Source organism: Psychrobacter aestuarii, from assembly GCF_904846035.1.
In the GTDB taxonomy this organism is placed as follows: domain Bacteria; phylum Pseudomonadota; class Gammaproteobacteria; order Pseudomonadales; family Moraxellaceae; genus Psychrobacter; species Psychrobacter aestuarii.
Genome location: NZ_CAJGYT010000001.1, coordinates 2,167,239 through 2,189,710, shown reverse-complemented (window position 1 = coordinate 2,189,710; position 22,472 = coordinate 2,167,239). Strand labels below are relative to the sequence as shown.

Sequence of the window (22,472 nt, the reverse complement as noted above, 5' to 3'; positions counted from 1 at the left end):
CGGCAACAAAAACGCCACAGCGCTGTAAGGCAGCGGGCTTGAATATGTAACAAAGTATAACCACTATAGAGGGCACAATTACCCCGCTTTTGCACCAGACAATAAGGATGGATTATGACAAGACATCGCAGCGCGCAGGTCAATCTTGCGACAAAAACTTGGTTAAAATCCTGCATGACAGGTATGGGCGTCGCCGCGCTTGGTATCGCCAGCATCACCGCTCCTAGCATCGCGAGTGCCAAAACCTTGGAGCCGAGCAGCGCAAGCTACAACTTCACGGTTGAGGACAAATACAAAGGCACGGCGACCCGCACCTTGAGCAACTCGGGCAACACGTGGCAGTACAATGTCAAAGCACGCGTGGCGGGTGTGGCAAGTGCTGCGCAAAGCAGCAGCTTTAGTATCAGTGGCAATCAAGTGCGCCCAACCAAAGCCAGCACCACCTACAAAGTATTTGGCATCGGCAGCACGCACAACTTGAGCTTTAATAACAGCAAAAAACAAGTGGTCAGCAGCTATAAGGGCGATAGCAATACCCTATCGATGCCGCAGCAAGCCTTTGATGATTTAAGCCTAGAGGCGCAAATTCGCCAAGAGCTGTTAAACGGTAAGTTCTCAGGCAACTATTACCTTGCCAAAAAAGACAAGGTCGAAAAGACGCCATTTAAAAAGTCAGGCTCAACCAAAATCACCGTGCCCGCAGGGACTTTTGATACCGTGCGTGTCGACCGCGTCCATGATGACAGCAGCCGCAGCACCAGCTTTTGGCTTGCGCCCAGTCTCGACTACTTGCCTGTAAAAGTCATGCAGGTCAATGACGGTAAAAAAATGGACTTGGAATTGACCAAGGTCAACTAAACCATCAACACCGTTAGGCAAAAACAATCTATAAAAAAAGCGGCTTTATTAATAAGCCGCTTTTTTTCGTTTGTATGTTATCAATACTGCTAGACATAGCGTCTAGTAACGCGGTGGTCGTGGTTTTTTGACCACTTTATTCATCGACGGCAAGCGCTTTAATAAAATAAATAAGCAGGTATTGATAAGCAGCAGCAGCACAAAATCAACGATATAAATCATCAGCTCCGCCATGCCGCTACCATAAACGCGGATAAAGAGTACCACGCCACTGGCACCCAAATAGATGAGCGTCAGCATGCTGCCGAGCAATAACGCATAAGGCGAACGCGCACGCCACATCCATGGCGTGAGTATAAACGCGGGCAACAGCCACAATCCCTGCCACACCATGCCGCCTAAGATATCTGGATGATTGACATTAACCAAGTGCACGAGCGTCGGCAGGCACAGCAAACGATAGACCAGCCACGTCAGCCACGCCCCTTGCAGCCACGGCGTGATGCGCTGGGCAGCAGGCGGTGTGCTCTTAGCACTCGGCAGGGTGACAGGACGTGCGGCGTTATCTGGGGTATCGGGCATGGGCGGGTCTGCTCATTGAGTCGAATGTATAAGGTGCGCAGCTTAGCGCGTCCAGTTGGCTTGTGCAAGCGCCTCGGCACTGATGGCCAGACGATGCCCTTGAGCAACGGCGAGTTCAAGCTCATCTTCTTCAATCGGCTGATCATGCATCACGCCACTGACATGACTGGCACCATAAGGTGAGCCGCCACGCACCGTGCGTTTAAGCGCAGGCTCAGAATACGGCAAGCCAATCATCATCATGCCGTGGTGCATTAAGGGCAGCATCATGGTCAGTAGCGTGGTTTCTTGCCCGCCATGGGTCGAGCCTGACGTTGTAAACACACACGCGGGCTTGTTTTGCAGATTGCCGCCCAGCCAAAGCGTGACCGTATTGTCCAAAAAATGCTTTAAAGGCGCGGCCATATTGCCAAAATGCGTGGGACTGCCGAGCGCCAAGCCGCTACAGTCTTTTAAATCATCCATGGTGCAGTACGCATCACCGACATCGGGTAGGTCTTGCTCCGAGCAGGTGCTTTTTCGTACGGCGGTCTCTATCACCACATTGGGGACGGTACGCACGCGAGCTTGCATCCCTGCAGACACCACGCCTTTGGCAATGCCGTGGGCGATGGCCTTAGTCGTGCCGTGATTGGAGTAGTATAAAACCAGCACATAAGGGGCTGTCTGACTCATGAGCGCAATCCTTTTTTATACGCAGTCGCGGCTTATTCATATTATTAGCATGAGGACTGTATTTACAGCGTTTTGATACGGCTCGTTCCTGATACGAACCGATTGTCGGTATATTATGCCCCAGTTGCTGTGACGCTGGCAAACCTACGTGTGCCTTGTGCTTGCCAGCAGGCAAAGCGACGCATAAGGATGCTGCCGAGCGCACAAACCCTACCGCCTATGCATTTTTACACAAATCAAAAGCAGATGTTCATAAACGATATTTGTTACACTGTTTCTCAATTCTTACCTTATATTCATAAAAACGGCTTGTATGGATAATTTATTAAAAAAAATCCCTTTTGCACATCAGCGCTGGTTTCAGTTTTTGCGCTTTTTGACGCGACATTTTTTTGAGGATGACTGCCAGCAAAAAGCCGCCTCACTGACCTACACCACCATGCTCTCTATCGTACCGATTTTGACGGTGCTGCTGATGATACTCTCCTCTGTGCCCGCGCTTGCGGACGTGCGCGCGCAGATATACGAGGTGATTTATAGCAATTTGCTGCCGCAATCGAGCCTACAAGTCAGCCAATACATCAATAGCTTTGCTGAAAAGTCGTCCAATCTGACCATCATCGGGGCAATGATTCTGTTCGTCACCACCATCATGACCTTGACGACCATTGAGCGCGCTTTTAACCAGATATGGCGTGTCGAAGACCGCTCAGGCGGCATCAAAAGCATCTTGCGCTATTGGACGATTGTGACGCTAGGTCCACTGATTTTGGGTACGGCGTTTATCGCCTCAAGCACCATTCAAAGCTTGAGCTTTTTAAATCAGCAGATTGCAGGCTACGGTATTGATTGGTCGTTTTGGATTCAGGCGGCATCAATCAGCGTGACGGTGGCGGGTTTTATTGGTATGTACTGGTTTATCCCCAAAGCGCAAGTGCCCATTAAAAATGCGGCGATTGCAGGTATTATGGTGGCGCTCGTCTTTGAGCTGCTCAAGCATATCTTTGGTACGGTCATCAGTAACTTTACCAGTTATGAAGCCATCTATGGCGCGTTTGCGGCGCTGCCTGTCTTTTTGTTGTGGATTTTTTTGTCGTGGAATTTGATTTTGCTTGGGGTGGAGGTCAGCTATACCTTGACCATTTTTGAGACCGAGGAGGTCTATCCGCGCCATCCACTGCTTAGCCTGCTCGATATGTTAAACGTGGTGTACAGCAAGCACCAAAGTGGCGAGAGCGTGACCGAGCAAGAGCTGCGCAATGTGCTCGGGCGCAAAGAGCTGCCCAAATGGTACACCTATATCAATTATCTCAAAGACAGCAATCTGATTACCGTCACCGATGACAACGCTTATGTGCTCAAACGAGACTTGACCAAAATGAGTCTGTGGGATTTTTATCGCACCTTACCCTACCCGCTGCCGATTAAAGATGAGCTTGATGAGATGAAAAGTGAGCATCAAGAGCCGTGGCTGAGCTTGCTGGTGCGCCGTTTTATCAATACCGAAGCCTACGCCAAAGAGCAGCTGCATCTGCCATTGGCGCAGATATTTGCTCACAATCCGCCGCGCAAAAAAACCGACCCTGAAAAGCAGCCGCATCATGCGATTAAAGCCAAAAAAAGCGGTAAGCCCGACTTTGAACCCGAAGCGTATGACAAAGACAGCACCGTCGAGCATGACAACTACGACAATGAGGCGGTGATTCCTGACGCTGATGACTACATCATTACCGAGGCGGATAACCCCAGAGGCAAAATCGGGCGCTCATGACGGACACGCCACAGTAATAGACAACGCTAAACGATGAACAACCTAAGTGACTGGCAACCTTATAAGGCATTATGACTCAACATAAAGGCACCAACCGAGACAGCATCAAAGAAAGCCCCTACCGCACCCTGCATTGGCTTAGAAAATTCGTGCGCCTGTGGTCGCTACAGACGCTCACCGATGTGCCTGAGCGTCTGCACAATCTGTGGCAAAAGATGATTGGCTCGTATTGGTTTATCCCGACTGCTTGCGTCCTACTCGGTATCTTGCTTGCGCCGACGTTGATTGCGATTGACCATCAGTTTGACAGTGAGTCGATTAAAAATATTGGTATCGCCTTTACGGGTAATGACGACACCGCACGCGCGATTGTCACCTCGATTGCAAGCGCGGTGCTTGGGGTGGCGGGCACGACGTTTTCTATCACCATTGCTGTGCTGTCGATGGCGTCATCGCAATTTGGTCCACGTTTACTGCGTAACTTTTTGACCGATACGCCCAATCAGTTCGTTTTGGGTGCGTTTATTGGTACGTTCAGCTACAGCTTGCTGATTTTAAAATCGATTTATAAGAGTGATGTGGCCTCAGGTGTGCCGCAGCTGGCGGTGACCTTTGCCATTGTCATGGCGATTGTCTGTGCGCTGCTCTTGGTGTATTTTGTGCAGCATATGGTTCACGCCATTCAAGCATCACACGTCATCCAAGGCGCGAGCAACGACGCGATTTCTAACATTCATTATTGGTATCGGGCGTATTGCGATACCGAGCACAACCGACACGTTGAAGACAGCAGCGACATCAATGACTATCGAGACTGGCACAAGATACCGATATACGCGCCCATCTCAGGTTATATCGTCCAGCTGTATACCGAATCGTTGGTGACCTTAGCAAAAGATTACGGCGGGGTGATTGAGATGCACGCGCATTTGGGTGCATTCGTTACCGATCGCAATGTGGTCGGGCACTTTTACCAGCGACCCGAGCAGCACGGCAGTCACGTTCAGCGCTCGCGCAATCGTTATTTGGCCATTTTACCGCGCGCGGTTGATGCCTTGTTTTGGCAGCGTTTTGCCGCATCTTTACATATCGAGCGCCGCCGCACCCATTCTAATGACATCAGCTACAGCTTAAGTCAGATGACTGAGATTGCTATTCGTGCGCTGTCCCCTGGCATCAATGACCCAAAAACAGCGGTCAACTGTGTGCAGAGTCTGACCATGTGCATCAGCATCATGATGCGTCGCCAGCCGCCGAGCCCGTATCATTTTTTTACCCCGCCTGACGACTATGACCAGATACCGCTGGTTGCCAATCAGCCGCGCCCTGCCATTTTGGCAGTGGTGGCACGCCGACCCACCATATCGGATTTTATTACCACCTCATTGGGTGAAATACGACATTACGCGATGGCAGATTTGATGGTACTCAAAGCCTTGTGTCAGTCGATGGTGGATTTGAACTACGCGCGGGTCAATGATGCACAGCGCCAAAGCCTGCTGCATGAGCTTGGGCTGATTGAGCGCGCAGGTCAAGACAACCTAGGCTATACTGAGCTGATTGCAGACCTAGAAGCCATGTGCAAGCAAGCCCGCGAATTTATCAACGATAAAGACGCCCACCGTAAGCATTTTGCTTATGTGAGCGACTTTGATGCCCATATCCGCAGTCAGTTGCGCCGCCAGTTTTCCGAGTCCTGAGACATCAGCCCACTCGCCCCGTTTTTTATTTGAGAGTTTTGCCATGGCATCTGCAACCAGCCTTACCGTCCTTGAAATCAGTGCGGTGTTTTTGTCCATCACCGCCGCCCTTTCATACATCAATCATCGCTTTATTGGTCTGCCTACCACCATTGGGGTGATGGTCATCTCGATGCTGCTGTCCATCGGTGCCATTTTTTTGGGATTTTTGGGGTTTGACCAGCTGATTGATTATGAGGTCAGCTTGCTTGACCAGCTGGACTTTACCGAAGTGCTGCTCGATGGCATGCTCTCGATGCTGCTGTTTGCAGGGGCGCTGCATATCAATATCAGCGATTTGCGCCGTTATAAGCTGCCCATTGGCGTGCTAGCGTGTATCGGTACGCTGCTGTCGGCGGTGATTATTGCGGTCGTGCTGTATTATTTGTTGCCGCTCTTAGGCTTTGGCTTGCCGCTGATTTGGTGCTTGCTGTTTGGCGCACTGATTTCACCGACCGACCCGATTGCGGTGATGGGCATTTTGCAATCGGCAGGCGCACCCAAAAGCATTGAGACGGTCATCGCTGGCGAGTCGTTGTTTAACGATGGTATTGGCGTGGTGATTTTTGTGCTGCTGCTCGGTATTTTGTCCAGTGGACAGCTGCCTGATGCGCATTATGTGATTCATACGCTCACTGTAGAAGCTGGCGGCGGGATTGTCTTTGGCTTGGTGCTCGGCGGTATCTTGTATTATTTGTTAAAAAGCATCGACAGCTATCAAGAAGAAGTGCTGTTGACCTTGGCTGGGGTGATTGGTGGTTATGCGCTTGCCAGCCATTGGCATCTGTCAGGTCCACTGGCGATGGTCATGGTCGGGCTGATGGTCGGCAACCGTGGTCGGGCGCTCGCCATGAGTGACAAGACGCGTCATTACGTGGATTTGTTTTGGGAGTTGGTTGACGAGATTTTAAACGCGATTTTGTTTGTGCTCATCGGTCTTGAGGTGGTGATGATTGCCTATTCTGGCAATTTGTTCATCGCGGCGGGTCTGACGATTGTCTTGGCACTGGCTGCGCGTTTAATCGTCGTTGGTATGGCCAGCAAGACCTTTCATCAACAGCTGGAGCTGCCTTCAGGCGCTTGGAAAGTGCTGACGTGGGGCGGTCTGCGCGGCGGTATCTCGGTTGCCTTGGTATTACAGCTGCCGATGGGTAGCGAGCGCGATATTTTGCTCGCCCTCACCTATGCGGTGGTGGTGTTCTCTATTTTGGTACAAGGGCTGAGTATCGGACGGGTGGCAAAATCCATTCGCCCCGCCCAAAGTAAAAAATTAAGCAATTAGGCATAAAAAAAGCAAACCAGACATCTTGCGCTCTGCGTTTGTGTCTTGGTTTGCCTTGTTTGTCTGTTGCGATTATCGGCAGTTTATAGGTTTGGCTAGGCGCATCTTTAACCATGTAAATATTTAGCCGCCCTGCGCCTTTCACGCAGCCCTACAGCAGACCTTTTTGTTTCATATTGCGATAGACGACAATCACAATAGTGACGTTGAGCAGCAGTACGCCCACTTTAAACCAATCAAAGGGGTGCGCAATCAGATAATACAGCTCAATAGGAATAAAAATCCCGTAGCCAATCACGCAAAACCAATACGCCCACGTCTTATCGTGCCACAGACCATAAGCTTCGATAAAGCGCAGCGCAGCATAAGCAAAAATAAGCAGTAAAAAATACACCCAGTGGGCGCTCGCTTGCTCGGCGCTTTGACTGATGCTCTCAACCTGCGGCGCGAGCAAAGTGCCAAAATGACGCTGCCACGTTTCGGCAAATCGTCCCAGCCAGTTGGTCAAATCCATGTGCCACAGCCAAAGCGCGCCTGCCGCCATCAATGCCGCCGACCCCTTGATGATTTCGTATATGGCGACTGCTTTTACCGATTCGCTGGCGGTATGCTCGGTATCGGGCATCGGTGATGGGCGCTCCCCTGTCGCCATCGGCTCAAGGGGTAGCTTTGGCTCAGGCACATTACTCAAAGAACGTCTCCACCACGCGACCTTGCAGCTGCTGCTGGTAGAACGGGGTGTTTTTGCCGTTTGAATACATGGTGTCGCTGTTCACTTCCCATAGCTGTTCAGGATTGACCAGCACTGCGCCACCAATCTTGGCATACTGCGCCTCAATGCCCGCAATCTTGGCAGGGTTTAGGCAGATTTTTTCGACCAAGGCGTCTTTACTCAATACCCCATCACGCACCAGCTGACAGCCAAGCGCCATAAAGGTGTCAAAGTTAGAGATACCAGGCGTACATTCAGCAAACGGCGCTTTTTTGGCAGTGCTGCTCAGCGGCTCATGATGACTGCAAATCGCATCAATCGTGCCATCTTGCAAGCCTTTACGCAGCGCTTGTTGGTCGGTGTTGCTGCGTAGCGGTGGCAAGACGTACGCCTGCGCGTTAAAGCCTTCGAGATTGTCATCGGTTAAGAACAGCTGATGCATCGCCACATCACAGGTGACAGGCAGCCCTTTGCCTTTTGCCCAGCGCATCAGCTCAACCGAGGATTTACAGGTCAGCTGGCTAAAGTGCGCCGCGATGCCTGTTTCTTCAACCATCAGTAACTGCTTAGATAAGGCGACCGTCTCGGCAATCCACGGAATCCCTTGCAAGCCATGATACGAGGCGATATAGCCTTCATGCGCCACCCCGTCTTTTGATAGGCTTGGCTCATCAGGGTAAAAGAAAACCTTCATGCCAAACGTTGCGGCGTACTCTAGCGTGCGCAGCAGCACCAAATCATTGGCAAACGGGCGGCGGGCGTTAGAGACGGCGATACAGCCGCCTTTTTTGAGTCCTGCAATGTTTGAGGGGCACTCGCCTGCCAGCCCAGCGGTCAACGCGCCGATAATGTGCAGATGAATACCACCGTCATCATAGGCGCGCTCGCGTAACCCTTTGAGCAATGAGCCATTTTCTAGTACAGGCTTGGTGTCTGGCGGGGTCACAACGTGCAAAAAGCCCCCTGCACGCGCCGCGCGACCTTCAGACGCCAGCGTGCCATGCTGCTCTTGACCTGGCTCACGCAGGTGCGCGCACAAGTCCACCAGTGGTGGCAGCAGCCAATGCGGGCTTTGTTCTATCGTGTGCTGTTGGTCATCAGAAAAAACGGGAGTGGTAAAGTTATCAGGAAGTAGATTAACAAGCGTCGCGCTGGTGTTGTCAGCATGGGTATGATGAGTCATGAGCGTTATTACCGTATTGTGTCTAAAAAGAATAAAACCAATCGAGGCGCTGCCAATAGCGTTTGACCAAATACAGTCAACGGGCAGGCAGCCCTCTGCTTAGCGCGAGGCTTGGTGGGCACGCTGTCCTTCCATTGCCAATGACAGCACCGCCATACGAATAGCAATGCCGTTATTGACCTGCTTTAAAATCACCGATTGATCACCGTCCGCCACACTTGAGGCAATCTCAACGCCGCGGTTCATCGGACCTGGGTGCATGACCAAGGCGTCGGGTTTGGCGCGCGCGACGCGCTCAGGGGTGATGCCATAATGCTTATAATACTCGCTCGATGACGCGAGCAGCGGCGAGCCAATACGCTCGTTTTGGATACGCAGACCCATGATGACGTCACAATCAGCCACGCACTCATCAATGTCTTCATAGACCGTCACGCCAAAGCGCTCCATGCCTTTTGGCAACAAAGTACGCGGAGCAATCACGCGGATGTCTTTGACGCCCAGTGTTTGTAACGCGCTGATGTCCGAGCGCGCCACACGCGAATGCTTGATATCGCCAATGATGGCGACCGACAGCTCGCTAAAGGGGCGCGGTGCTTCACGGTGAATGGTCAGCATATCGAGCATGCCTTGGGTCGGATGTGCGTGCCAGCCGTCGCCGCCATTGATGATGGCGATATTGGGCGTCACTTCGGTCGCCATAAAATGCGCCGCACCTGATGCCGAATGACGCACGACAAAGATATCGGCGGCCATCGCTTGCAAGTTCCACAGCGTATCGCGTAGACTCTCGCCTTTTTTGGTACTTGAGCGTGCGATATCGATATTCAGCACATTTGCGCCAAGGCGCTTTTCAGCGACCTCAAACGTGGTGCGGGTACGTGTCGATGGCTCGAAAAACAGGTTCATGACCGTGCAGCCTTCCAGCTCAGGACGGTTAATCAGCTGGTTGTTGTCATCAAAAAACGTCTCCGCCTTATCAATAATCGCCTGCAATTGGGCACGGCTCATGCCTTCCACACCCAAAAAGTGCCGAAAGCCACCGTCAGCATTGAGCTGTGGACGGCTGAGCGAAGTGTCGAGTTTGTGCTGGATGGTATCAGAATCAAGCTTGGCATAGTCACTGGGCGGAACAGTAGAGGTCGAGGTTGGCATAATGACACGTCTTATGGTTGGTTTATATTGAGTCAATACGATGATAAGTACGACTTTTTGGCGCTTATTTGCTACACTTTACCGCAATGATATCCGTGACCTTATCAGCCCGCGCTCCATTGTCCATGGTAGTGAGTGTGCGCACATGCAGCATTGATGATGCACTCATACCTATAGTGTAGCTGATTTTATGGTTGGGACAAAGACGCCCTGAGTGTATTGACAGAATTTGTCATCATCCGCACTGTGCTGACACCAAGCCTGCACGCGGCTGTTTTTTATTATAATCGCATTTATTAGGAAATGTTATGACCACCTTGACCCATTATCTACAGTCCCAAGAGATTTACCCTGCTGTCAGCAGCGTGATTACTACCGTTACCGATATTGGCAAAGACATCGCCGCCCTGCTCAAAAAAGGCGCTTTGGCGGACATCTTGGGCGAGGCAGGCAACCAAAACGTCCAAGGCGAAGAACAAAAAAAGCTCGACGTGCTGGCCAATGACATGCTGCTTGACGCCTTAGCACAAAACACGCATTGCGCAGGCGTCGCCTCAGAAGAGCTGGACCATGCCACCCCTGCCAATAATGACGGTGAACTGCTCGTACTCTTTGACCCGCTTGATGGCTCATCGAACATTGATATCAATATGGCGGTCGGTACGATTTTTTCGGTCTTGCCCTACGAGCGTCAAGGCGAGCAAATCGAAGACACTGACTTTTTGCAGCATGGGCACAAACAGTTGGCGGCTGGCTACTTGCTGTACGGCACCTCGACCATGCTGGCACTGACCATTGATAGCGATGTGGTCATGTTTAGCCTCGACCCTGACAGCGGCGACTATGTGATGGTCAATGAGCGTGTGCAAATCGCCGCCGATACTAGTGAATATGCGATTAACAGTTCAAACTACCGCTACTGGCTTGCGCCCATGCAGCAATATATCGATGAGCTGATTGCTGGCGAAACGGGCGTGCGCGGTCGTGACTTTAACACCCGCTGGGTGGCTGCGATGGTCGGTGACGTGCATCGAATCCTATGCCGTGGTGGTCTGTTCACCTACCCATTTGATACCAAATACGCGCACAAGGCGGGAAAATTGCGCCTGATGTATGAGGCCAACCCCATGAGCCTACTGATTGAGCGTGCAGGCGGCGGCGCAACCGATGCCACGCAGCGTATCTTGGACATCACCCCAACCGACATTCACCAGCGCGTGCCTGTGGTACTTGGCAGCAAAAACGAAGTCGAGTACGTCAAGACTTTGCACCTACAGCACCAAGGCTAAACCTCGGACAATACCCCTATTGCCCTTATTGATTGTTACTTTTTAGGATAAAGCGCCCGTTTATGACTGCATACCCTCATGAGCCGATTCGCTCGGATAAAAACCCGACCATCAAACGCATCAAAGCGCTATTAACCCAAGCGCGGCAGCGTAAAAAACAGCAGCAAACGGTACTCGAAGGCGTGCATTTGATTGATGCGGCGCTGCGTAGCGATTATCCATTGGCGCAGATATTGGTTGCCGAATCAAGCTGTCACCATCCTGAAGTGCAAGCGATTTTGCGCCAGCTACAATCAGGCAAGACGCCCATCTTATGCCTTGACGATGCCGTGTACCAAAACGTGCGTACACTCGGTACTGGCGTTGATATCATGGCGTTGATTGACACGCCAGCGCATAACCTTGCGCCGATTGATAGCGACTGCTTGATTCTTAACGATGTTCAAGACAGCGGCAATGTCGGCACGCTGCTGCGCACTGCAGCTGCCGTTGGTATTGATACGGTCATCTGTACGCCGATGACCGCCCAAGTATGGTCACCCAAGACCTTACGCGCAGGTATGGGCGCACAGTTTGCGTTGACGATTTATGAAGATGTGTCTATTGATAGCATTTTATCTGAGGTAAACGTCCCGCTCCTTGCCACCAGCTCGCACACCGACACGCTGATTTATCAACATGATTTGCGTGCGCCTCTGGCATGGGTGATGGGGAATGAAGGTCAAGGCGTGGATACCAGCCTACTACACTCGGCGACCCCGATTGCGCTACCACAGCCAAACGGACAAGAAAGCCTTAATGTCGCGATTGCAGGGGCACTGTGCTTATACGAGACCTTGCGCCAGCGTAGTTATCGTCACCTGACCGCCTAATGCTTATATTTTTTTAAATAAAAAAATCCCGCTATCTTAGCGGGATTTTTATGGTTTGCGAGCAGACTTTAGATTTTGCTGGTCAGCTCAGGCAATGCCTCGAACAAATCGGCTTCTAAGAAGTAATCTGCAACGCTTGCAATCGGTGCTTCTGGGTCATTGTTAATCGCCACAATCACCTTAGAGTCTTTCATACCTGCCAAATGCTGAATCGCACCTGAGATACCCGCGGCGATGTACAGCTGCGGCGCGACGATTTTACCTGTCTGACCGACCTGCATATCATTCGGCACAAAGCCAGCATCCACAGCCGCGCGTGATGCGCCGATGGCTGCGCCGAGTTTATCAGCGAGTGGCTCAATGTATTTGGTGAAGTTTTCACCACTTGCTAAAGCGCGACCGCCTGATACGACCACTTCTGCCGAGGTCAATTCTGGACGGTCAGATTTTGCCATCTCTTCGCTAACGAAGCTTGCTTTACCTGCGTCTTGGACGTTGTCTAGGGTTTCAACTTCTGCGCTGCCGCCAGTCGCAGCAACCGCGTCGAAGCTCGTCGTACGTACGGTCACGACCACTTTGTCTTCAGTTGTTTTTACCGTTGCCGTCGCGTTACCTGCATAGATAGGACGCTCAAAGGTTTGCGCGTCGATGACAGCGGTCACATCCGACAGCATGCTGACGTCTAGTAGTGCGGCCACACGCGGCATAAAGTTCTTACCTGTCGTGGTCGCTGGCGCTACAATGTGGCTGTAGTTTGCGGCGATGTCTGCTACCAGTAGCGAGATGTTCTCTGCCATTTGGTGCGCGTAGGCAGCATTGTCAGCGCGCAGTACGCGGCTCACGCCTTCAATCTGTGCTGCTGCATTCGTCGCCGCTTCGTTGTCGCTACCTGCAACCAATACGTGTACGTCGTCGCCCATTTGTTTTGCTGCAGCAACGGTGCTTAGCGTCGCTTTTTTTACGCTGGTATTGTCATGCTCAGCATATACCAAAATTGCCATGATTTTTATCCTCTTGTTATTCGCATCATCGTCTGTGGATTGTTGGGCAAGCGCGGTAGACACAGTCACTGGTATCTTTACCCGCCCTGTCCCAATCGTTGTTAGCAGACGCTATTATCCGATTACTTTCGCTTCATTTTTTAGCTTGTCGACCAGCTCATCGACCGAGGCGACTCTCACGCCTGCACTGCGCTCAGCAGGGGGCACGACCTTGACGATTTCTTGCTTTGAGGTCATGTCAACACCAAAGTCCGCTGGGGTTTTCTCATCCAGTGGTTTTTTCTTCGCTTTCATGATGTTTGGTAGCTTGGCAAAGCGTGGCTCGTTCAAACGCAAGTCGGTGGTGATAATCGCTGGCAAGTCAAGTGCAACGGTCTGTAGACCACCGTCGATTTCGCGGGTGACGTTGACTTTATCGCCTTCGACGACCACTTCTGAAGCAAACGTACCTTGACCAACACCCATCAATGCCGCCAACATCTGACCGGTTTGGTTGTTGTCGTCATCAATCGCCTGTTTGCCGAGCAGTACAATCTCAGTGCCTTCTTGGTCAGCGATTTGCTTTAGGATTTTAGCGACTTGTAGTGGCTGCGTTTTGTCTTCGGTAACCACCAACACGCCACGGTCAGCACCCAATGCCAACGCGGTACGGATTTGCTCTTGCGCTTCTTTTGGACCGATTGAAGCGACGATGATTTCATCAATCACGCCTTTTTCTTTGAGGCGTACCGCTTCTTCTACCGCGATTTCATCAAAGGGGTTGATAGACATTTTAGTGTTTGATAGATCCACACTTGAGTGGTCTGCCTTGACACGAACCTTTACGTTATAATCAATGACACGCTTGACCGCGACTAATGCTTTCATACGTTCCTCTTTATGAATTGTTGTCAATAAAAAATAAACCCTCCAAAATGCGGAGGACACATTACTAAAAAAAATGCTCGAACAGCAGCAGAATGTCTGTGCTTGTGTGTTTAAGCCGCCCTATGTATCTTGCGTGAGCGCACCACCGAGGTCAAGACAGTGCAATGAACACTGGGTCATCTATTTGTAACCCATGAGCGCGCCATTTACTATACAGCAAAACCAAAATACCCAGCATAACGCTTAATATCAGCAAGAAAGATAACAGTAGCCAAATTGCCTATTTATAATAACCTTTTTATAAAAAGGCATTACCACAAAAGTATGCTGTATCTGTATATGGATGCGCCTGTTTTATTCGCGCTATAGCGCCTGCCCTATGCCATCACCTATCATCGCCATATGCGCATGCAAACCTTCATATTACCATCATACGTTGCGATTACAAGTCAGTGTCAGCATCTTAGCGCCTAGGATATAGGTCTTTAAAATCACGCTTTTCGGCAAGCAATAGATTTATAAAGAAAAAACGGTATAACAGAATACTTATGACATCTATTCATTTTATTATTCAAATAAGTAAAAACGTCTTTTGATGTTTTTTATAAAAATTATTTTCTAGATTTATAAATTTTAGGCATAAAAAAAGCAACCTTAAAAAGGTTGCTTTTGAATTACAATCTATACAATATGGTGTACAAACGCACTCAGTGGTGTTGTTTGTCGCTAATCTTTTTGCAAATAAAAATGTCTGATACGTCAGTCACATCTATTCAACAGTGAAGATTAAAGAGCTTCGATTTGCTCAGCTTGTGGGCCTTTTTTGCCTTCACCTAAGATGAAAGACACTTTTTGACCTTCGGCTAGGGTTTTGAAACCGTTACCTTGGATAGCGCTGTAGTGAGCGAACACATCTTGTCCACCGTTATCTTGAGCGATAAAACCAAAACCTTTAGCTTCATTAAACCACTTTACAGTGCCTTCAACTTTATCAGACATATATTTTCCTAACTCTTAAACTATTCGCAGCGAATTTGTCGCTACTGATTGATTGATAAATACTTACATAAACCAAGAGCAAATGCCTTGTGAGGCATAATAAACTATCTGATGATACCCTATTATTTTTGTTCTCTTTCTCATAAGTACGACCTTAGTATAGCAGCTTTTATGGGATGTAGAAGATTAAATTAAAGAGTTTTGTAACTTGTCAATAACCTTAAAAATCAAACACAAACCCCTGCCAAACCCTTAAAAAACCCCTGCCCAACTAAAATGTGTGAGCGATACCAAGCATAGAACGAAAAATATCAGTGCAAACGACTGACTATAGGCAATATACTTTGGCGGAATCACCAAATCTTCTGGTGAGTCGGGAATGCCGCGGCGTCTGAGCAAGCGCGTACCGTATATCCAACCAAATATGGTATAAATTGCATAGGCGACAGGCACACTGGTCATGATAGATATTCCATCCACCGCGTACAGTACCGTCAGCGAGACGAAAAACCACAGCGTATCGATAAGCGAGAAGACATGAAACAAGGTATTGCGTGGTAAGGCACCGTCATTTTTTTTGAGCATCCGCCCTTCTATACCAATCAGTACGGCCACCAACGCACTCAACATCACATAAGCCACTTGCCCATCTAGCCATTCTGGAAACGATATTTGCACAACACTCAACCTATATTTAAAGCATACCTGTTTATTGACGTACTGCCTGCACAGTATCGCCAGCATATCGCTTATGCGCGGTATGTATCCTATCAGCAGTTGCTATAAAGCGTTTTACTCATTGTTTTTTTACAGCAATGAGGATTAAAGGCGCGCCGCAAGCGATGCTTCTTTATATGAGGCAAAAATATGTCATTTCAAGCGCCCCGCCTCTTGTAGGACAGTACGGCTAAATAAAACACGCCGTCAATAAAAAACCCATGCCACCTTGCGGTAACATGGGCAAAACAGCGACTACACGTCTCGTATAGTGCCTAAAGCAAATTCTGCTTAGTTTTTCTCTTTATCAATGATTTTGTTGCCACCAATCCAAGGCATCATGGCGCGTAGTTTTTCGCCAGTTTGTTCGATTGGGTGCGCCGCGTTGTTACGACGACGGGCAGTCATTGATGGGTAGTTGCTCATGCCTTCGTTGATGAACATCTTCGCGTATTCACCAGACTGGATGCGTTTTAGGGCATTGCGCATGGCTTTGCGTGATTCTTCGTTGATGACCTCAACACCAGTCACATATTCGCCGTATTCAGCGTTGTTACTGATTGAGTAGTTCATGTCGGCGATGCCGCCTTCGTACATCAAGTCAACGATAAGCTTTAGCTCATGCAAGCACTCAAAGTATGCCATTTCAGGGGCGTAGCCAGCTTCGGTTAGGGTTTCAAAGCCCATTTTAACCAATTCTACCGCGCCGCCACAAAGTACTGCTTGCTCACCAAATAGGTCGGTCTCGGTTTCGTCTTTGAATGTGGTTTCGATGATGCCAGAACGACCGCCACCAACGCCAGCCGCGTAAGACAATGCCAATTCTTTGGCTTGACCTGAAGCGTCTTGGTAAATAGCGATAAGGTCAGGGATACCGCCGCCTTTTACAAACTCAGAGCGCACGGTGTGACCAGGTGCTTTTGGTGCAACCATGATGACGTCAAGGTCGCTACGTGGCTCAACTTGGTTGTAATGGATAGCAAAACCATGAGCAAAAGCAAGGGTTGCGCCTTCTTTGATATTTGGCTCAATCACGTCGCTGTACAGCTGCTTTTGGAACTCATCAGGGGTCAGAATCATGACCACGTCAGCGGCTGATACGGCTTCTTGAACTTCAGCGACTTTTAGACCTGAGTTTTCTGCTTTTTTCCATGAGCTTGAGTTGGCACGTAGACCAACAGTCACATCAACACCAGAATCTTGCAAGTTTAGTGCGTGTGCGTGACCTTGTGAGCCGTAGCCAACAATCGCAACTTTTTTACCTTGGATGATAGACAAATCACAGTCTTTATCATAATAAACGTTCATAAATAGCGTCCTTTTCCTCAATCATGGAGAGCCATGGGTAGTGAGCGTGGTGATGCTCCTAGCATAGTAAGCATCCAGCCACACTGCGTTTAAATCCTAAATATAATCTTGTAAATCCAGTTATAAGCTGAGCGTCTTTTCGCCGCGAGCGATACCGATGACCCCTGAGCGTACGACTTCTAAGATACGCTCACGACCAATCACGTCGATAAAGCCATCGAGTTTGGCGGTATCACCAACGATTTGAATGGTGTATAGATTAGCGGTCACATCGACAATCTGCGCACGAAAAATATCTGCACTGCGCTTAATCTCTTCGCGTACGCTGCCTGTAGCACGCACTTTGATGAGCATCAGCTCGCGCTCGACATGCACATTGTTAGATAGGTTGATGACTTTGACCACTTCAATCAGCTTGTGCAGCTGCTTGGTAATCTGCTCAATTTTTTCAGGCGAGGTGATGGTGGTCAACGTCAAGCGTGAAATGGTTGGGTCTTCTGTTGGCGCGACATTGAGCGTTTCAATGTTATAACCGCGCTGTGAAAACAGACCGACCAAGCGTGACAAAGAGCCTGCTTCGTTTTCCATCAATACCGAAATCAGATGCTGTTGCATTAGGTACGCTCTCCTTTTGATAACCACATATCACGCATGGCTTGTCCTGCAATCTGCATCGGATACACATGCTCGTTACGATCGACATAAACATCAATAAACACCAGCTTGTCTTTAATGGCCATCGCCTCTGCCAATTGTTCTTCCATTTTTTCTGGGTCCGTAATCTTGATACCCACATGCCCATAGCTTTCCGCCAGTTTGACAAAGTCTGGCAATGACTGCATGTAAGACTGCGCATGGCGGCCTTCATAGAGCATATCTTGCCACTGCTTGACCATACCCAATTGGGCGTTATTAAGGTTCAAGATTTTGACAGGCAAATCGTACTGCAAGCAGGTCGAGAGCTCTTGGATATTCATCTGAATAGAGCCTTCACCTGTGATACAGACCACATCACGCTCAGGACAGGCAAGCTTGGCTGCCATCGCATAGGGCAAGCCTACACCCATCGTGCCCAGACCGCCTGAGTTTAACCATTGGCGCGGCTCATTATAGGTGTAGTACAGGGCTGCAAACATCTGATGCTGACCCACGTCACTTGTGATGATGGCATTACCATTGGTGATTTTGCACAGCGTTTGTACGACGTTTTGTGGTTTGATGCCATGCTCAGTATCGGTGTCATAGCGCAGACCATGACGCGAGCGCCACTCTTCAATCTGTGACCACCAATCGGTTAGGGCTTTGTCATCGAGCTGCTTGTCGGTACCAATCATCTCTAGCATGTCTGTCAACACCGACTTGACATCCCCTACGATAGGAATGTGCGCTGAGATGGTTTTAGAAATCGAAGCAGGATCAATGTCGATATGAATAATGGTCGCATTGGGGCAGAACTTTTTGACATTGTTGGTGACGCGGTCATCAAAACGTGCGCCTACCGCCAAAATCACATCCGCATGGTGCATGGTCATGTTGGCTTCATACGTGCCGTGCATGCCAAGCATACCCAAGAACTGCTTGTCTGAGCCTGGAAATGCCCCTAAGCCCATCAGCGTGTTGGTAACAGGTAGGTTCAAGCGATGCGCAAGGTCGGTCAGCTCTTCATGCGCGTTGCTCCAGATGACACCGCCACCTGAGTAGACCGCAGGACGCTTGGCATCAAGTAAGGCTTCAACCGCCTTTTTGATTTGACCGTGATGACCTTTGATAGATGGCTGATATGAGCGTACAAACACCTCCTCTGGGTACTCGTAGACATATTTTTCATTCGGCGCGGTCATGTCTTTTGGTACATCGATGACCACAGGACCAGGGCGACCTGACTGCGCGATATAAAAGGCTTTTTTAACGATGGTTGGGATTTCACTTGGGTGACGCACCTGAAAGCTGTGCTTCACGATAGGGCGTGAGACACCAATCATGTCCGTTTCTTGGAACGCATCTTCGCCAATCAGACCACTGGGCACCTGACCTGCAATGACCACCATCGGCACTGAGTCCATAAACGCGGTCGCAATTGAGGTCACCGTATTGGTCGCGCCAGGGCCTGAGGTTGCTAAGACCACGCCCGTTTGTCCCGTCACGCGTGAGTAAGCATCGGCCATGTGTCCTGCCGCTTGTTCATGGCGCACCAGTATGTGCTCGACATTGTCTTGCTTAAACAGCGCATCATAAATGTGCAGTACCGCACCGCCTGGATAGCCAAAGATATATTTGACTCCCTCATCGGTTAGGGCTTGTACCAGCATCTCCGCACCAGACATCATCACTGGCTGCGCAGTGTTTTCTGCAAGCTTTTGCTGTTTTTTATCAAAATTCTTGGCGGCATCACTCGTTTGAGTGTGTCCTGTCATGTTCGGACTTTGCGTGGTTTGCGTCACTGTCATCACCTTTTTTTGCGGCATAGATGCGTTATTGTGCAGCGTATGGGGCAGCGCTGCTAAATAGGTCATCTTAATCCATATCAAGAATGTGTGCCCACCATGCCAAAGCTCAGCGGCAAAATGCCAGCATAAGGCTCAAACATAGCAACAGAAAGCGGTCGTTTGTGATTGGAGGCTTGCGGTATACGGCGACAAGATGAGCGCGTCATCTGAATGAGACAGTTATTATGGTAGGTTAGGAGCCGAGTGAGTAACGCAAAAGCCGACTGACATTAGGCGATATGTTGTTCTCTTTATCGTAGCCATTGTGGTTTTATTATCAAGAATAAAACTGGCTGTGTCCTCATAATAAGGGTGTCTTAGTCGTTGTAGACCGATAAGTCCAAAGACGAGGCAAGCAATGAGGGTAATCAAGCGTATGACGGTCATCCTCATTGTGCTAACGTCACAAAGAAAACCACATCAGCCCAACGGTCGATAAACCGTAAGATGATGTCTGCTTTCAAGTAAAATCATCTGCTCTGGCAGTGCTTTACTGACCAATTAACAGCTCTTATATTCAACGCTTTAAACCCTATTGTCAAGAAAAAATTTCTGTCATGATTGCCAACTAATGGTTATTAAATAATATACATTTATCCGCGTTTTTTGCTAGAATCGAAAATTATTCAATCATTGCTTTGTCGTCTATTGATCGCCTTTGATGCTTTTGTCACTGGCACAAACAGACCCGTTTGCCGCTTACAAGGACTGCTGTCATGGGATACCCCTCTGTGATAAATACCGTAACTCGCCTATCACTGCCATTGCTGACTGCTGCCGTCTTGATGACCACCACCAGTGCCAGCCAAGCCATTCAGGTTTATAAGTCCATCGGTGCGTATGGCGAAGTCAAATACAGCCAATACCCACCACAAAATGCCAAAAATGTCGAGGTGATTGAGTTTCGTAGCGACGGTCGCCAAAACAATCCAGGACAGCTGGCAGGTAAGACCGATGCCAACCAAGCGGCCGCGCTTGACCCTGAAGCGCAGCGTATCGCTGCACTAGAGGCACGTATCAAAGAGCAAGACGCCAATGCCAATGCCCAGCGTTGTCAGTCTTTGCGCAATAACCTAACCAACCTAAACGTGGGCGGACGTATTTACGAGATGGACGATAGCGGCAATCGCCGTTATCTAGATGGGCGTGAGATTGAGCTAAAGCGCGAGCGCGTCCAGCAAGCCATTGACCAATACTGCGCCAGCTGATCCTCACTTTAGTTCACCATATACAATCCCCTAGTGACTTCTAATAATGAATCTTGAGCGAGTGTGTTGTCACTCGCTTAAGGTCGTCATTTCGTGGCGAATGACCGCAGGCATATCTTGCGCCTGCAAGCCGCGCTGACCGATGCGCCAAGTTGCTGGTATGTCTGTCTGAGTCAACGTATCACCAGCCATACCATGCAAAAGTACGGCCTGACGCAAACTGCGCTGGTCGGTATCTAAGTCTTGTTGCGCCATTAATCCTGCATTGACGCCAGAGAGCACATCGCCCATACCTGCACTTGCCAGCCCTGCATTGCCCACCGCGCAGACATACAATACGTCTTCCTCAAGCACTAAAGAGCCTGCCCCTTTGAGTAGCCAGTCGCCGCCATAATGCTGTGCACACTTACGAATAGCAGCAAACCGATTTTGCTCAATACTAGCAACCTCTGTATGCAGCAGCCGCGCCGCCTCACCACTGTGCGGAGTAAAGCGCACGCTATGACGCTGTGCATAGGCTTTTAATGCCTGCACAAAATCAGGCGCTTTTTTGTCCAATGTCGCCAGATGATATAAACCGTCTGCATCGATAATCAGCGCCACTTGGTGTTCCATCGCTGTTTGCACGTACGCTTGAAATAGGTGTTCGGCTGTGGCATCACGCCCAAGCCCCATACCAATCGCGACCACTTGCGCTGACTGGATTAAGCCCCTCACCCCTTGGGTATCATGTACATCTAACGTCATGGCATCAGGCAAACTGGTCAATACCGCACCATGAAAGGCATCGTGGCACGCGACCGTAATCTTGCCTGCCCCTGCTGCCATCGCGCTGGAGGCTGCAAGTATCGCCGCGCCGCCCATGCCTTGTGAGCCATCGATACGATTACCACCTACAATCAGCACATGCCCATAGCTGCCTTTGTGACTGTTATTCTGACGGGCAGCGAATGGGTAGGCTTGTGACAACAGCCACGCATTCGGCACGCTGTCGCTATGCGGCACCAAGGGGATATCCGTCACCCGTCCGATATAATCCAGCGCATCTTTGGTATGTAGTCCTTGTTTGCGCGCGACCAAGCACAGCGTGATGTCCGCGCGTATGGCGACGCCATCAAACACCTGCCCTGTTTGCGCCACCACCCCACTTGGCACATCAATCGCAACCTTGAGTGCCTGATGCTGTGCGGCATAGTGATTAAACGCACCTATGGTGTGCGCCGCCTGCGCTGTTGGCGCGCGGTCAAAACCAATACCAAATAAAGCGTCTACGTACACGTCAGCTGCCAAGTGCACTGCCAATGCGTCCCTTGCTTCCTGCTGAAAGACATGGAAGTTGTCACGATGCTGACGGGCAATACGTTGCGCTTTGTGTGCGTCGCTGTCTGAGGCATCAAGCATATCGTCCATATCCAGCAAGCTGTCTGCACTCATCACTACAGTCGTCACCTGCCAGCCAAGCTTTTGCAAATAATGGCTAATGAGCCAACCGTCACCACCGTTGTTGCCATGACCGACCCAGACACACGCCCGCTTGGTTTGTGGTTTTTGCTGCACAGCGTGTATGATACGCTGCACACACTGCCAAGCTGCCTGCTGCATGAGCGCAAAACTGTCATGACCTTGGGCAAACCATGCTTTTTCTATTTGATATACTTGCTCAGTGTTATAAAGGGCTATCATTGTGCCGTCCTATTATTCTCTGTGAGTGGCTGCATGCGCGTTGTGCATGAGATCTGTCAATATGACTTAGCCTAACAAAGGCAGT

At 49.8% G+C, this 22,472-nt stretch carries 20 protein-coding genes; 7 read left to right on the top strand and 13 right to left on the bottom strand.

All coding sequences use genetic code 11. The features are described 5' to 3' along the window. Positions 1-174 precede the first annotated feature (174 nt). A complete protein-coding gene (locus JMW05_RS09405) occupies positions 175-858 on the top strand; it encodes a DUF3108 domain-containing protein (RefSeq protein WP_227691572.1) in 684 nt (227 codons plus the stop codon). Between the two features lie 102 nt (positions 859-960). On the opposite strand, the gene JMW05_RS09400 is transcribed toward JMW05_RS09405, so the two are convergent. Next, the gene (locus JMW05_RS09400) at positions 961-1,440 is read right to left on the bottom strand and encodes a hypothetical protein (protein ID WP_201505021.1); all 480 of its coding nucleotides are present in this window, start codon (positions 1,438-1,440) and stop codon (positions 961-963) included. A gap of 42 nt (positions 1,441-1,482) precedes the next feature. After that, positions 1,483-2,115, bottom strand: coding sequence for an NAD(P)H:quinone oxidoreductase (wrbA, locus tag JMW05_RS09395; RefSeq protein WP_201505020.1), 633 nt, complete (start codon positions 2,113-2,115; stop codon positions 1,483-1,485). 313 nt (positions 2,116-2,428) lie between these two features. Between wrbA and JMW05_RS09390 the strand changes: the two genes are divergently transcribed. The 3 genes from JMW05_RS09390 (at position 2,429) to JMW05_RS09380 (ending at position 6,907) form a co-directional block, all read left to right on the top strand. Next, complete coding sequence (locus tag JMW05_RS09390) at positions 2,429-3,886, top strand: YihY family inner membrane protein (protein ID WP_201505019.1); 1,458 nt, start codon at positions 2,429-2,431, stop codon at positions 3,884-3,886. A 71-nt stretch (positions 3,887-3,957) separates the two neighbouring features. Further along, positions 3,958-5,586, top strand: a complete 1,629-nt coding sequence (locus tag JMW05_RS09385; protein WP_201505018.1) for a DUF2254 domain-containing protein — start codon at positions 3,958-3,960, stop codon at positions 5,584-5,586. 43 nt (positions 5,587-5,629) lie between these two features. Continuing rightward, complete coding sequence (locus JMW05_RS09380) at positions 5,630-6,907, top strand: cation:proton antiporter (RefSeq protein WP_201505017.1); 1,278 nt, start codon at positions 5,630-5,632, stop codon at positions 6,905-6,907. 151 nt (positions 6,908-7,058) lie between these two features. Here the strand turns inward: JMW05_RS09380 and JMW05_RS09375 are convergent, their stop codons facing one another. The 3 genes from JMW05_RS09375 to JMW05_RS09365 form a co-directional block, all read right to left on the bottom strand. Continuing rightward, positions 7,059-7,589, bottom strand: coding sequence for a DUF2127 domain-containing protein (locus tag JMW05_RS09375; RefSeq protein WP_227691571.1), 531 nt, complete (start codon positions 7,587-7,589; stop codon positions 7,059-7,061). A 1-nt stretch (position 7,590) separates the two neighbouring features. Then, on the bottom strand, positions 7,591-8,802 hold the full coding sequence (locus JMW05_RS09370) for a dihydroorotase (protein WP_227691495.1): 1,212 nt from the start codon (positions 8,800-8,802) through the stop codon (positions 7,591-7,593). Between the two features lie 99 nt (positions 8,803-8,901). After that, positions 8,902-9,957 carry an aspartate carbamoyltransferase catalytic subunit gene (locus tag JMW05_RS09365; protein ID WP_201505016.1) on the bottom strand — a complete coding sequence of 352 codons (1,056 nt, stop codon included), beginning with the start codon at positions 9,955-9,957 and terminating at the stop codon, positions 8,902-8,904. A 308-nt stretch (positions 9,958-10,265) separates the two neighbouring features. Between JMW05_RS09365 and JMW05_RS09360 the strand changes: the two genes are divergently transcribed. After that, the gene (locus tag JMW05_RS09360) at positions 10,266-11,246 is read left to right on the top strand and encodes a class 1 fructose-bisphosphatase (RefSeq protein WP_201505015.1); all 981 of its coding nucleotides are present in this window, start codon (positions 10,266-10,268) and stop codon (positions 11,244-11,246) included. A gap of 62 nt (positions 11,247-11,308) precedes the next feature. Beyond that, a complete protein-coding gene (locus JMW05_RS09355; RefSeq protein WP_201505014.1) occupies positions 11,309-12,118 on the top strand; it encodes a TrmH family RNA methyltransferase in 810 nt (269 codons plus the stop codon). A 68-nt stretch (positions 12,119-12,186) separates the two neighbouring features. Here the strand turns inward: JMW05_RS09355 and JMW05_RS09350 are convergent, their stop codons facing one another. The 7 genes from JMW05_RS09350 to JMW05_RS09320 form a co-directional block, all read right to left on the bottom strand. Further along, positions 12,187-13,119 (bottom strand): electron transfer flavoprotein subunit alpha/FixB family protein, encoded by a 933-nt coding sequence (locus JMW05_RS09350; protein WP_201505013.1) that lies wholly within the window; start codon positions 13,117-13,119, stop codon positions 12,187-12,189. A gap of 114 nt (positions 13,120-13,233) precedes the next feature. Next, the gene (locus JMW05_RS09345) at positions 13,234-13,986 is read right to left on the bottom strand and encodes an electron transfer flavoprotein subunit beta/FixA family protein (RefSeq protein WP_201505012.1); all 753 of its coding nucleotides are present in this window, start codon (positions 13,984-13,986) and stop codon (positions 13,234-13,236) included. A 786-nt stretch (positions 13,987-14,772) separates the two neighbouring features. Beyond that, complete coding sequence (locus tag JMW05_RS09340; RefSeq protein WP_058025376.1) at positions 14,773-14,985, bottom strand: cold-shock protein; 213 nt, start codon at positions 14,983-14,985, stop codon at positions 14,773-14,775. 252 nt (positions 14,986-15,237) lie between these two features. After that, positions 15,238-15,663, bottom strand: coding sequence for a hypothetical protein (locus JMW05_RS09335; RefSeq protein ID WP_201505011.1), 426 nt, complete (start codon positions 15,661-15,663; stop codon positions 15,238-15,240). A gap of 330 nt (positions 15,664-15,993) precedes the next feature. Then, a complete protein-coding gene (ilvC, locus tag JMW05_RS09330; RefSeq protein ID WP_201505010.1) occupies positions 15,994-17,010 on the bottom strand; it encodes a ketol-acid reductoisomerase in 1,017 nt (338 codons plus the stop codon). Between the two features lie 120 nt (positions 17,011-17,130). Beyond that, positions 17,131-17,625 (bottom strand): acetolactate synthase small subunit, encoded by a 495-nt coding sequence (gene ilvN / locus JMW05_RS09325; protein WP_201505009.1) that lies wholly within the window; start codon positions 17,623-17,625, stop codon positions 17,131-17,133. Beyond that, entirely contained in the window at positions 17,625-19,337 is a 1,713-nt protein-coding gene (locus JMW05_RS09320; protein WP_201505590.1) for an acetolactate synthase 3 large subunit, read from the bottom strand. Before JMW05_RS09320 ends, ilvN begins: the two co-directional genes overlap by 1 nt. A gap of 875 nt (positions 19,338-20,212) precedes the next feature. Here JMW05_RS09320 and JMW05_RS09315 point away from each other — a divergent pair. Next, positions 20,213-20,704 carry a DUF4124 domain-containing protein gene (locus JMW05_RS09315; RefSeq protein WP_201505008.1) on the top strand — a complete coding sequence of 164 codons (492 nt, stop codon included), beginning with the start codon at positions 20,213-20,215 and terminating at the stop codon, positions 20,702-20,704. A gap of 69 nt (positions 20,705-20,773) precedes the next feature. On the opposite strand, the gene JMW05_RS09310 is transcribed toward JMW05_RS09315, so the two are convergent. Further along, entirely contained in the window at positions 20,774-22,387 is a 1,614-nt protein-coding gene (locus tag JMW05_RS09310) for an NAD(P)H-hydrate dehydratase (RefSeq protein ID WP_201505007.1), read from the bottom strand. Positions 22,388-22,472: the final 85 nt, after the last annotated feature.